The sequence below is a fragment of the Streptomyces sp. NPDC002867 genome (assembly GCF_053591895.1).
Window position 1 is genome coordinate 187,891 of record NZ_JBSFUR010000011.1, and the last position, 12,278, is coordinate 200,168.

The 12,278-nt window shown below is 69.8% G+C and carries 9 protein-coding genes; 5 read left to right on the top strand and 4 right to left on the bottom strand.

Annotation, left to right across the window (positions count from 1 at the left end; all coding sequences use genetic code 11):
- Nucleotides 1–22 precede the first annotated feature (22 nt).
- The 3 genes from ACWD0A_RS14210 to ACWD0A_RS14220 form a co-directional block, all read right to left on the bottom strand.
- Nucleotides 23–1,024 (bottom strand): DUF3068 domain-containing protein, encoded by a 1,002-nt coding sequence (locus tag ACWD0A_RS14210; RefSeq protein WP_451297846.1) that lies wholly within the window; start codon nt 1,022–1,024, stop codon nt 23–25.
- A 10-nt stretch (nt 1,025–1,034) separates the two neighbouring features.
- Nucleotides 1,035–1,172 (bottom strand): SPW_0924 family protein, encoded by a 138-nt coding sequence (locus tag ACWD0A_RS14215; protein ID WP_451297848.1) that lies wholly within the window; start codon nt 1,170–1,172, stop codon nt 1,035–1,037.
- A 165-nt stretch (nt 1,173–1,337) separates the two neighbouring features.
- Complete coding sequence (locus ACWD0A_RS14220; protein WP_451297850.1) at nt 1,338–3,053, bottom strand: lytic transglycosylase domain-containing protein; 1,716 nt, start codon at nt 3,051–3,053, stop codon at nt 1,338–1,340.
- Nucleotides 3,054–3,279: 226 nt separating this feature from the next.
- Here ACWD0A_RS14220 and ACWD0A_RS14225 point away from each other — a divergent pair, with 226 nt between their 5' ends.
- Nucleotides 3,280–4,083, top strand: coding sequence for a DUF4184 family protein (locus tag ACWD0A_RS14225; protein ID WP_451297852.1), 804 nt, complete (start codon nt 3,280–3,282; stop codon nt 4,081–4,083).
- A 51-nt stretch (nt 4,084–4,134) separates the two neighbouring features.
- Here ACWD0A_RS14225 and polA read toward each other — a convergent pair whose 3' ends face one another.
- Nucleotides 4,135–6,843: a DNA polymerase I gene (gene polA / locus ACWD0A_RS14230; protein ID WP_451297854.1), complete on the bottom strand. Its 2,709-nt coding sequence runs from the start codon at nt 6,841–6,843 to the stop codon at nt 4,135–4,137.
- A gap of 138 nt (nt 6,844–6,981) precedes the next feature.
- On the opposite strand from polA, the gene ACWD0A_RS14235 reads away from it, so the two are divergent.
- From ACWD0A_RS14235 to ACWD0A_RS14250, 4 genes are all read left to right on the top strand, one after another.
- Entirely contained in the window at nt 6,982–9,261 is a 2,280-nt protein-coding gene (locus ACWD0A_RS14235; RefSeq protein ID WP_451297856.1) for an FdhF/YdeP family oxidoreductase, read from the top strand.
- 53 nt (nt 9,262–9,314) lie between these two features.
- The gene (locus ACWD0A_RS14240) at nt 9,315–9,773 is read left to right on the top strand and encodes a PaaI family thioesterase (RefSeq protein WP_451297858.1); all 459 of its coding nucleotides are present in this window, start codon (nt 9,315–9,317) and stop codon (nt 9,771–9,773) included.
- A gap of 176 nt (nt 9,774–9,949) precedes the next feature.
- Nucleotides 9,950–10,351, top strand: coding sequence for a hypothetical protein (locus ACWD0A_RS14245; RefSeq protein ID WP_451297860.1), 402 nt, complete (start codon nt 9,950–9,952; stop codon nt 10,349–10,351).
- A 525-nt stretch (nt 10,352–10,876) separates the two neighbouring features.
- Nucleotides 10,877–12,109 carry a branched-chain amino acid ABC transporter substrate-binding protein gene (locus ACWD0A_RS14250; RefSeq protein WP_307716024.1) on the top strand — a complete coding sequence of 411 codons (1,233 nt, stop codon included), beginning with the start codon at nt 10,877–10,879 and terminating at the stop codon, nt 12,107–12,109.
- Nucleotides 12,110–12,278: the final 169 nt, after the last annotated feature.

Sequence of the window (12,278 nt, forward strand, 5' to 3'; positions counted from 1 at the left end):
CCGAGCGGGCGGCCCGGGCGGATCAGGAGGTGCGGGCGGGTGCCGTGTCCGCTGTCGTGGTCGCCAGAGCGGGACCGTGAGGCCGGCGGCCCCGGGCCTCGAGGATCAGGGCCAGTGTCATCAGGCCGCCGCCCAAGGTGAGAAGTCCCCACGGAAGACGGGAGGTCATCAGGAGCACGAGCCGGCGCTGGGAACTCACGAGCTCGACCGTGTAGTCGATGTAGTCGTCGCGCATCTTCACGTGGCCGGCGAAGGCCGTGACCTTCTCGCGGCCGCCGAGGAGGGTGCCGCCTCGCAGTTCTTCCTTGTGGACCTCCTCGCCGTTGACAGGCGCGCCCGTGACCGGCTCCACCCAGAACATGCGCTTGGTGGTGTACCAGCGGGTGGTGCCGGTCTGCTTCTCCAGGGTGGTGGCGTCCACGCCGGGGATGGGCATCTTCTTGGGGTAGGGCACCTTCGTCCACGGGATGGTCTGCTCGAAGTAGTAGACCTCGAGGCCACGGAAGGTACGGGTCCCCTTGTAGTGGATGGGAGCGGAGGTCCGGGCCTGGGCGTCGAAGTACGTGTAGTCCCGTTTCTCGGTGAGGAAGGGCCACTTGAACTCGATGCCCTCGCGTCGCACCGCGTCGCCGTCGACGGACTCGCCGGTGACATGGACGGGTTCCTGGCTGTGGGCGTCGAAGATGTAGCGCTCGGGGATCTGGGAGACCATCTTGCCGTCGGGGCCCTGGACGTAGGAGAGCGAGTCCCAGACCACCACGTCGCGGCCCGCGCTGCGTTCGATCCGCTCGGACTCCTCCACGTTGCCCTTGAGGGTCTGGACGATGGTGACCTTCTCGACCTCCTTGGCCGTGAGGGTGCCGTAGTCGAGGAGGGTCGCCGGCTTCGCCTCGAGCACCATCTCCTGGTACTGCCCGGCGGGGATCTTGGCGAGCCGGGGAAAGGCGTACCAGCGCAGCAGGGGGGCGAGGGCGGCGAAGAAGACGGCGAGGGCGAGGAGTACGAGTCCGGCTCTGCGGCGCATGGCCCTCTCCCTACTTCTTGGGGCCGGGGACGGTGGTCAACAGCGGCTTGGGCGAGGTCTCACCGGCGGGTGCGCCGATCGCCGTCACGGTGAGGACCAGGGCGAACGCGGCGGCCAGTCCGATGGTGGCGGCGGCGAGGGCGCGCATGCTCGGCCTCCCGGATGGTCTGATCTGATGAAGCGTCAGGGATGGGGCACCGTAGCAACGCGGCCGTGAGATGAAAACAGCCGGTGACAGGAGAACAGGAGGAAACACATGCGACCGCCCCTCGGCCCGAGGGGCGGAGGGGCGGGGCGGTGACGACCGTCGGGATCAGCCGGTGGGCGTCGGGGACGGGGAGGGAGACGACTCGGCCGGGGCGACGACCTGCAGTTCGATGTCGAGGGACCCGCCGCCGGGGCTGGTGAGGCGCAGGCGGTAGGTGCCCTGATTGCCGTCCGCGTAGACCTTCGGGAGCGTCAGCAGACCGTCGGCATCGGCCTTCAGGCCGGTGAGAGTGCGAAGGAGGTTGCCCTGGGCGTCCTTGAAGTAGGGGCCCTTGTCGTTCTCGGCCGGGTCGTCGGCGGACCTGATCATGGTGGCGGTCATCTCGACGCCGGCGGCGGCCGCACCCCTGCAGGTGGCCTTGACCTGGATGGCGTGCGCGAACTCGGCGCCGGGCTCGGCCGTCTGGGCCTCGCTGCCGGTCCTCACGATCGTGTCCGCGACCCGCTCGGTCACGGTGGCGATGAAGTCGCGGGGAGCCAGGTCGCGCCCCTCGACCGTGGCGCGGACGGTGAAGGTGCCGGTCTTCTCGCCCGCGCGCAAGGCCGGGGCGGTGACCGTGCCGTCCGCGGCGGTGAGCAGGACGACGCTGATCCTGCCGTCCGGGAAGCGGGTGTCGGTGTCACCGATGACGGAGAACCGTACGGCCTCCCGTGCCACGCCTTCGCCACGGGAGTTCTCCACCCGGACCTTGGCGCGCGCGGCGAAGTCCTGACCGGCCGTCGCCGTCATCCGTCCGGTGCCGGCGTCCTCGATGTGTGAGACGGGCGCGGGGGTGGGGGGCGGCGTCGGCGTGGGCGTGCCACCGGTGCCCCCACCGGGCGGGGTGGCCCCGGGGGTCGGCGTCGTCCCGGGCTCCGAGGGCTTCGAAGGCTTCGAAGGGGGAGTCGGCTTGGGGGTCGGCTTGGGAGTCGGCGTCGGGGTGGGCAGTGGGCCGGCGCTGTCGGGTCCGTCGCTGCCGGGCAGCACTCCGGTGCCGTCCGGGACCTGGTGAGTACCGCGCTTGTAGTACTCGAACCACGACATCACCGTGCGCAGGTACTCCCGCGAGTGGTTGTAGCCGAGGATGGCCCTGTCCAGGTCGTCCTGGACCGTCAGGTCCCGGCCGCCGTGGCACAGGTAGCGGCCGGCGGCGAGCGCGGCGTCGTAGATGTTGTTGGGGTCCCTGCGGCCGTCGCCGTTCGCGTCCTGGCCCCAGGTGGCCCAGGTGGAGGGGATGAACTGCATGGGGCCGACGGCCCGGTCGTGCACGGTGTCGCCGTCGAAGGCGCCGTTGTCGGTGTCGGAGATGTTCGCGAAACCGACGCCGTTCAGCACCGGACCCAGAATCGGGGTCAGCGTCGTACCGTTCGCGTCCACCCGCCCGCCGCGCGCCTGACCGGACTCCACCTTGCCGATGGCCGCCAGCAGCTGCCACGGAAGACGGCACGCGGGATCGGTCTCGGCGAGGGTCTTCTCCGCCTGCTTGTAGGCGGCGAGGACGGTCGCCGGTATGCCCGCCTCACCCGGTCCGGTCACCAGAGCATCGCCCGAAGTGCCCGGATTGTCAGGGGGGTTCAGGGGAGGGAGGTCCGTGTAGTACGGGGAGTTGCCGGTCACCGGCGTCCCGGGCGGAGGGGTGGCGTCGGCCGCCTCCTGGCTTCCGCCCGACGTGGCGGGCGCGACGCCCGGCGCCTGGGAGGCGGAGAGTGCGGCCACTGCGGCCGCGGCGACGGCGGTTGTCGTAGCCCCCCTGCGCAGTCGGCGGCCGAATTGCGCTGCCATAGGTATGGTCCCTCCCCGTCGGCGGCTGCTCGCGCTCCCCTGCGCGAAGTCTCTCGCGACCCTAGTGCAACTCCGCGCGCCGTAAAACCGTCACCTGACCGGTATTCACCCGTTCGCCACCTACCGGTATTCCGAATTCCGGATCCGATGTGCGCAAGGCGGTGCAAGGAAATCACTCATAATGGGCGGGATCGATCAACAGCGGTCGTTACAGGGGACTGACATCATGCCGTTCACCTTGAGCCACGCCGCGGCAGTGCTGCCGGGCATCCGGACGGACGGGACGGCGCGCGGACCGCTGTTCGCCTCGGCACTCGTCCTGGGGTCGTTCGCGCCCGACATGACGTACTTCGCCGCGAGTTTCGTACCGGGCGCGATGACATTGGGGGGCATGACCCACAGGCCCGTGGGTGTGCTCACGGTCGACGTCGCCATCACCGCGGTGCTGTTCGCGGCCTGGCTGATGGTGCGCGATCCGCTGGTCGCGCTCCTGCCGGACAGCTGGCGGGCCAGGGTGCACACGGTGCTGCGGGGGCGCGCCTGGAGCGACCGGCCTCCGCTGGTCGCCACACTCTGGTTCTACGTCTCGGCGGTGCTCGGTGCGACGACGCATATGGTGTGGGACGCGTTCACCCACTTCGACCGGTGGGGCGTGCGGCAGGTGCCCGTGCTGAGCGAGGTGGTCGCCGGGCTCCCGCTCTACACGTACGCGCAGTACGGGAGTTCGGCCCTGGCGCTTGTCGCGCTGACGTGGTTCCTGGTGTCGGCCCTGCGCCGCGCGGAGCCGGCGCTGCCGCCCGGCCACGGACTGCCGCGACTCGGCGGCCGCGAGCGCCGCATCGCCGGGGCGGTGCTGGGAGTGTGCGTGCTCGCGGGGATCGTGCACCGCTGTGTGCGCTGGTACGCGCACGGGGGCCACGTCGAGACACCGCTCCACCTGATCCCGACGGCGTGCTTCGGTGCGGGGGCCGGGCTTGCGGCGGGTCTGCTGCTCTACGGGGCGGCGATGCGCGTCCGCACCCGCGGGTGAGGCCGGCCGCCCCGGGGGCTCGAAGGCCCCGGGGCAGCTCTCCCGAAAAGCTCAGTGGGCGGCGGACTCCCAGTCCGGGCCGACGCCCACCGAGACGTCCAGCGGCGCCCGCAGGGACACCGCCGAGGCCATCTCCCGGCGGACCAGCTCCTCGACCTGCTCGCGCTCGCCCGGGGAGACCTCCAGCACGATTTCGTCGTGGACCTGGAGCAGCAGGCGGGAGCTCAGCTTCGCCTCCGTCAGCGCGCGGTCCACGTTCAGCATGGCCACCTTGACGATGTCCGCCGCCGTGCCCTGGATCGGTGCGTTCAGCGCCATCCGCTCGGCAGCCTCCCGGCGCTGCCTGTTGTCGCTGTTCAGGTCGGGCAGATAGCGGCGGCGCCCCAGCATCGTGGCCGTGTAGCCCGTCGCCCGCGCCTCGTCCACGACGCGGCGCAGATAGTCGCGGACGCCGCCGAACCGCTCGAAATAGGTGTCCATCAGGACACGCGCCTCGGCCGGCTCGATGTTCAGCTGCTGGGAGAGACCGAACGCCGAGAGACCGTAGGCGAGCCCGTACGACATGGCCTTGATCTTGCGGCGCATCTCCGCGTCGACGGCGGACCGCTCCACCGCGAAGACCTGGGAGGCGACCGTGGTGTGCAGGTCCTCGCCGGAGGTGAACGCCTCGATGAGGCCCTCGTCCTCCGACAGGTGCGCCATCACGCGCAGCTCGATCTGGCTGTAGTCCGCGGTCATCAGGGACTCGAAGCCCTCGCCGACCACGAAACCGCGGCGGATCGCGCGGCCCTCGTCCGTCCGCACCGGCACGTTCTGCAGGTTCGGATCGGTGGACGAGAGGCGGCCCGTCGCGGCGACGGTCTGGCTGAAGGTGGTGTGGATGCGACCGTCGGCCGCGATGGTCTTGATCAGGCCCTCGACCGTGGACCGCAGCCGGGCCTGCTCACGGTGGCGCAGCATGATGACCGGCAGCTCGTGGTCGGTCTGGGCGGCGAGCCAGGCGAGCGCGTCGGCGTCGGTGGTGTAACCGGTCTTGGTCTTCTTGGTCTTGGGCAGGTTCAGCTCGCCGAAGAAGACCTCTTGGAGCTGCTTGGGCGAGCCGAGGTTGAACTCGTGGCCCACCGCGGCGTGCGCCTCCTTCACCGCCTGCTGCACGGCGCCGGCGAACTGCTGCTCCATCGCCTCAAGATGCGCGCGGTCGGCGGCGATGCCGTGCCGCTCCATTCGCGCGAGCAGCAGAGAGGTGGGCAGCTCCACGTCGTGGAGCAGGTCGGTCGCTCCGACCTCCGTCAACTTCTCTCCGAACGCCTCACCCAGATCGAGGACCGCCCTGGCCTGTGCCATCAGCGCGTCGGCCTCGGCCTGCTCGTCGGCGCCGAAGGCCAGCTGCCCGTCGGCCGCGGCGGGCGCGAGCTCACGGTGCAGGTACTCGACCGACAGGGCGTCCAGCGCGAAGGACCGGCGCCCGGGCTTGACGAGATACGCCGCGAGCGCGGTGTCCATCGTGACGCCGGCGAGCTCCCATCCGTGCTCCGGGAAGACCCGCAGGGCCTCCTTCGCGTTGTGCATGATCTTGGGGCGGGACGCGTCGGCGAGCCACGCGGTGAACGCCTTCTCGTCGGACTCGTCCAGCTGCGTCGTGTCGAACCAGGCCGCCTTGCTGTCGGCGGCGGCCAGGGCGATCTCGCTGACGCTGCCGACGCCCAGCGCCCAGCTGTGGACGGTGGCCACGCCGAGGGGCTGATGACCGTGCTGGTCCAGCCAGTACGCCAGCTCGCCCGTGCCCAGCACGCTGCCGTCGAGCTCGACCCCGGCGGCGGGGGCGGGGGCCTCCTCCGCCTCGGCGCCCGGGTCCACGGCGAGCAGGCGGTCGCGCAGGCTCGGGTTGCGGATCTCCAGGACCTCCAGGAAACCCTTGAGCGCGGTGCGGTCGTAGGGAGCGCGCTCCAGGTCGGCGACGGACTTCGGCAGCTCCACGTCGCGCACCAGCTCGGTGAGGTGGCGGTTGAGCTTGACCGACTCCAGGTGGTCGCGCAGCGCCTGGCCGACCTTGCCCTTGACCTCGTCGGCGCGCTCGACCAGCTCGGCGAACGAGCCGAACTGATTGATCCACTTCGTGGCCGTCTTCTCGCCGACGCCGGGGATGCCGGGCAGGTTGTCCGACGGGTCGCCGCGCAGGGCGGCGAAGTCCGGGTACTGCTGGGGGGTGAGGCCGTACTTCTCCTGGACCTTGGCGGGCGTGAACCGCGTCAGCTCGGAGACGCCCTTGGTCGGGTACAGCACGGTGGTGTGCTCGCTGACCAGCTGGAAGGAGTCCCGGTCGCCGGTGACGATCAGCACCTCGAAGCCCTCGGCCTCGGCCTGCGTGGCGAGCGTGGCGATCACGTCGTCCGCCTCGAAGCCCTCCACCGCGAACCGGTGCGCGTTCATCGTGTCGAGCAGCTCGCCGATCAGCTCGACCTGCCCCTTGAACTCGTCCGGGGTCGTCGAGCGGTTCGCCTTGTACTCGGGGAAGTCCGCCGAGCGCCAGGTCTTGCGGGACACGTCGAAGGCCACGGCGAAATGCGTGGGCGCCTCGTCGCGCAGCGTGTTCGCCAGCATCGAGGCGAAGCCGTAGATCGCGTTCGTCGTCTGGCCACCAGCGGTCGTGAAATTCTCCGCGGGCAGCGCGAAGAACGCCCGGTACGCCAGGGAGTGCCCGTCCATGAGGAGCAGGCGCGGTCGGTTGTCTGCCGTCTTCTTCGATGCCGTCTCAGCCACGGACCCGATCCTGCCACGGACCACTGACATTCCCGACCCACGGCCGTCGGCACCCGGTCCGCCGCGGCCTGGGCCGCTGTCGGTGGTACGTGAAAGGATCGGTCCGTACAGCAGGAACGACGCTCGAAGGAGAGCGCGATGCCCAGCAAGCCGCCCGCAGGTGACCCGGTCCAGGACGCGCCCGAGGTCGCGGCGCCGCAGCACGCGGCTGCGGGCCTGCCCGCCATCGGGCACACGCTGCGCATCGCCCGGCAGCAGATGGGTGTGCGCCGCACCGCGCAGACGCTGCTGCAGGTCAACCAGAAGGACGGTTTCGACTGCCCCGGCTGCGCCTGGCCCGAGGGCGACAAGCGCCACGTCGCCGAGTTCTGCGAGAACGGGGCGAAGGCCGTCGCCGAGGAGGCGACGCTGCGCCGGGTGACACCGGACTTCTTCGCAACGCACTCGCTCGCCGATCTCGCGAGCCGCAGTGGTTACTGGCTGGGCCAGCAGGGCCGTATCACCCAGCCCATGTACCTCCCCGAGGGTGCCGACCGGTACGAGGCGGTGACCTGGGAGCGGGCGTTCGCGATCATCACCGAGGAGCTGGGCGCGCTGTCGTCCCCGGACGAGGCGCTCTTCTACACCTCGGGGCGCACGAGCAACGAGGCGGCGTTCCTGCTGCAGCTGTTCGCCCGCGAATTCGGGACGAACAACCTGCCCGACTGTTCGAACATGTGCCACGAGTCGTCCGGCTCCGCGCTGACCGAGACGATCGGCATCGGCAAGGGCAGCGTCTCACTGGAGGACCTGCACCGGGCCGATCTGATCATCGTGGCCGGTCAGAATCCCGGTACGAACCATCCCCGGATGCTCTCCGCCCTGGAGCAGGCCAAGGGCTCGGGCGCGAGGATCATCTCCGTCAATCCGCTGCCCGAGGCGGGCCTGGAGCGGTTCAAGAACCCGCAGACTCCGCGCGGCATGGTCAAGGGCGTCCCCCTGACCGATCTGTTCCTGCAGATCCGCATCGGTGGCGACCAGGCGCTCTTCCGACTGCTCAACAAGCTGATCCTGGAGACGGAGGGCGCGGTCGACGAGGAGTTCGTCCGCGAACACACCCATGGCTACGAGGAGTTCACCGCCGCCGCGCGGGCGGCGGACTGGGCGGACACCCTCGCCGCGACCGGCCTGGGGCGCGAGGAGATCGAGCGTGCGCTCGCCATGGTGCTGGAGTCGAAGCGCGTCATCGTGTGCTGGGCGATGGGTCTGACCCAGCACAAGCACTCCGTGGCGACCATCCGCGAGGTGGTCAACTTCCTGCTGCTGCGGGGCAACATCGGCCGTCCGGGCGCGGGCGTGTGCCCGGTGCGCGGCCATTCGAACGTGCAGGGCGACCGCACGATGGGCATCTTCGAGCGTCCCTCGGAGGCGTTCCTGGACGCGCTGGAGAGGGAGTTCGGTTTCGCGCCGCCGCGCCACCACGGGCTGGACGTCGTCCGCTCGATCGAGGCGCTGCGCGACGGCCGGGCCAAGGTGTTCTTCGCCATGGGCGGCAATTTCGTGGGGGCGACCCCGGACACGGAGGTCACCGAGGCGGCGATGCGCCGGGCGCGGCTGACCGTGCACGTGTCGACGAAGCTGAACCGCTCGCACGCCGTCACCGGCCGGCGGGCGCTGATCCTGCCGACGCTGGGCCGCACCGACAAGGACGTCCAGGCGGGCGGGCGTCAGGTGGTCACCGTCGAGGACTCGATGGGCATGGTCCACGCCTCCCGCGGGAATCTGCCGCCCGCGAGCCCGCATCTGCTCTCCGAGCCGGCGATCGTCGCCCGGATGGCGCGCGCGGTGCTGGGGCCGGCGTCGAAGACGCCCTGGGAGGAGTTCGAGAAGGACTACGGGACGATCCGCGACCGCATCGCCCGGGTCGTTCCCGGCTTCGAGGACTTCAACGAGAAGATCGCCCGGCCGGGCGGTTTCACCCTCCCGCACGGCCCGCGCGACGAGCGCCGCTTCCCGACGGCGACGGGCAAGGCCCACTTCACCGCGGCCCCCGTGGAGTATCCCGAGGTGCCCGAGGGCCGGCTGCTGCTGCAGACCCTGCGCTCGCACGACCAGTACAACACCACGATCTACGGTCTCGACGACCGCTACCGCGGCATCAAGGGCGGCCGCCGCGTGGTGCTCGTCCACCCGGAGGACGCGCGCGAGCTGGGCCTGGCGGACGGTTCGTACGCCGATCTGGTCGGCGAGTGGAAGGACGGCGTGGAGCGCCGGGCCCGCGGCTTCCGGGTGGTCCACTACCCGACGGCGCGCGGCTGCGCCGCCGCCTACTACCCGGAGACGAATGTGCTGGTGCCACTGGACTCCACGGCGGACACCAGCAACACCCCCGCCAGCAAGTCCGTGATCGTGCGTCTGGAACAATCTCCGTCCGCCTAAGCGTTTGCTCAGGCAGTCAGGGACACCCGCCGTACGACGATCGGAGCCGGCCCATGGGCGAGCAGACCACCGTGAAGTTCCCGCAAGAGGTCATCGACGAGTACGCGGAGCTCGGTATCGACCTGCCCGCGCTCTTCTCCGCCGGGAGCCTCGGCAACCGCATGGGCGTGCAGATCGCCGAGGCGTCGGCCGAGCGGGTCGTCGGCACGATGCCCGTGGAGGGCAACACGCAGCCGTACGGCCTGCTGCACGGCGGCGCCTCCGCCGTGCTGGCGGAGACCCTGGGGTCGGTGGGCTCGATGCTGCACGGCGGCTCCTCCAAGATCGCCGTGGGCGTCGACCTCAACTGCACGCACCACCGCGGAGTGCGCTCGGGCCAGGTCACGGGCGTGGCGACGCCGGTGCACCGGGGACGCTCGACGGCCACGTACGAGATCGTGATCACGGACGAGCAGGACAGGCGGGTGTGCACGGCGCGGCTGACGTGCCTCCTGCGCGACGCCCGGGGCTGACCGCCGGCACCACGCGGCCGCCGTTCCGGCCGCCGCCCTCTCCGTCCCTCCGCCGGGCGGGCGCCGCACACCGCCGGTGCCCGCCTGCGCCGCTTTACGGCCCAAGGTCACGCTTTGCGGATGCATCGGCGTTCCGGACCGTTGTGTCACCGATGGTTACGGCTTAGCGTTTGCCCATGGGCATGAAGCCGCGCAGCCGGGCCATGTACGCCGCCGGCGCCCTCCTGTTCTCACTGGCCGCGGCCGCCTGCTCGACCGCCCCCTCACCCGGCCACCAGCGGACCCCAACTCCCGCACCACGGACCAGCTCTCCTGCCCAGATATGCACAAGTCTCGTCTCGTACTGGGCCAAAGAGATGCTCAAGGGTGGCAAATGGGCCGGAATCGACTGGGAACAGAAGGGGCTCTCCAATGATCAGTACGCCCTCCACGAGAAAATCGTCGCCGCGGCCCGCGCCGAGGAAAGGCGCCAAGGGCGTCAGAAGGCCCTGGAACTGATCGACCGCCAGGCCGAGCGGGACTGCGCGGAGCAGAACGGAGCGAGGGGCAGTTCCGAGAACTGGCGACCGCCGCGGTGAGCCCCGCGCCGGATTACACGAAGAAGCGTCCGGAATTCGGACGATGGCTGATTACTCAGCGCTGCAATGTCCGACCGGTTCACACCCCCGACCCGCCCCCGCAACATGATCAACATCTCCACGATCGTCACTTTGAGTAACGGAGATCGTGTCCGGAATTCGGTTTCACCCTCACGCACCCCCGTGGCCCCGTTCTTCGAGTAACCCGAGCAAACTCCGAACGGGCGTCAGTACCATGGACCACCTAAGCACCTTAGCGGAACTGCAGATTCTCACCATGTGGGCATTCCGTGCCGTATCCAAACGCCCGATCTGTCCATACTCCCCCCACAGATCTTTGGCCTCGGCATAACAAGAGCGTCACATCCTGAGTTCCCGTCTCCCGGGCTCCCTCACCTCCGCCTAGAGTCACCGCCAGTCACCGCGCCGAAGGGCGCGCCTTCAGAAGGCCGTGGATCCCCCAGTACGGCCCGGCGACAAAACGGCACCTCAGCAGAGGGGGCCGCGCCAGGGAAAGGATTAATCGTGCGACACCGTTCCTTGCTCATCCTCACCACCGTGGTCACCACGGGAGCGCTCACCCTCTCCGCCTGCGGCTCGCGCGACGACAACAAGGGCGGCGGCGAGAGCAGCGGCAAGACCACCGTCGTGATCGGTGTCGACGCGCCGCTCACCGGCTCCCTGTCGGCGCTCGGTCAGGGCATCAAGAACTCCGTGGACCTCGCGGCCAAGACCGCCAACAAGAACAACGAAGTCCCGGGCGTCGAGTTCAAGATCGAGGCTCTCGACGACCAGGCAGTCCCCGCCTCCGGTCAGGCCAACGCCACCAAACTGGTCGGCAACAAGGACGTCCTCGGTGTCGTCGGCCCGCTGAACTCCGGCGTGTCCCAGTCGATGCAGGGTGTGTTCAACTCCGCCAACCTCACCCAGGTCTCGCCGGCCAACACCAACCCGGCGCTGAGCCAGGGCGACAACTGGGCCAAGGGCGAGAAGAAGCGGCCGTTCGCCACCTACTTCCGTACCGCCACCACGGACGTCATCCAGGGCAAGTTCGCCGCCCAGTACCTGTACAACGACGCCAAGAAGCGCAAGGTCTTCGTCGTCGACGACAAGCAGACCTACGGCGCCGGCCTCGCCGCGATCTTCTCCGCGGAGTTCGAGCGCCTCGGCGGCAAGGTCGTCGGCACCGACCACGTCACCGTGAAGGAGACCGACTTCTCCTCCACCGCCGACAAGGTCAAGGGCAAGGGCGCCGACTCCGTCTACTTCGGCGGCCAGTACCCCGAGGGCGGCCTGCTCGCCGACCAGGTCAAGAAGGCCGGGGCCAACGTCCCGACCATGGGTGGCGACGGCATCTACGACCCGGCGTTCATCGCGGCCTCCGGCACGGCGAACGACGGCGACCTCGCGACCTCCGTCGGCTACCCGGTCGAGAAGCTCCCGACGGCCAAGAAGTTCATCGAGGACTACAACGCCGGCGGCTACAAGGACCCGTACGCGGCCTACGGCGGCTACTCCTACGACGCCGCGTGGAGCATCATCCAGGCGGTCAAGGCCGTCGTCGCGGCCAACGACGGCAAGGTGCCGGCCGACGCCCGCAAGAAGGTCACCGAGGCCATGTCCAAGGTCTCGTTCGACGGTGTGACCGGCAAGGTCTCGTTCGACGAGTTCGGCGACACCACCAACAAGCAGCTCACCGTCTACGCGGTCAAGGACGGCAAGTGGACCGACGTCAAGTCCGCGACCTTCGAGGACTGACCAAGTACTGACCCACGACGGACCGGCCGCGAGCCGCTCCGCCGGCCCCCCACCGAATTGAACACAGCCGCGGGGGGGGGGGGGGGCCAGCCCAACCCCACCCCCGAAACCCAAAACACCACCCACTACCACACCGAGACCAACACACCCAAACACATACACAAAACCA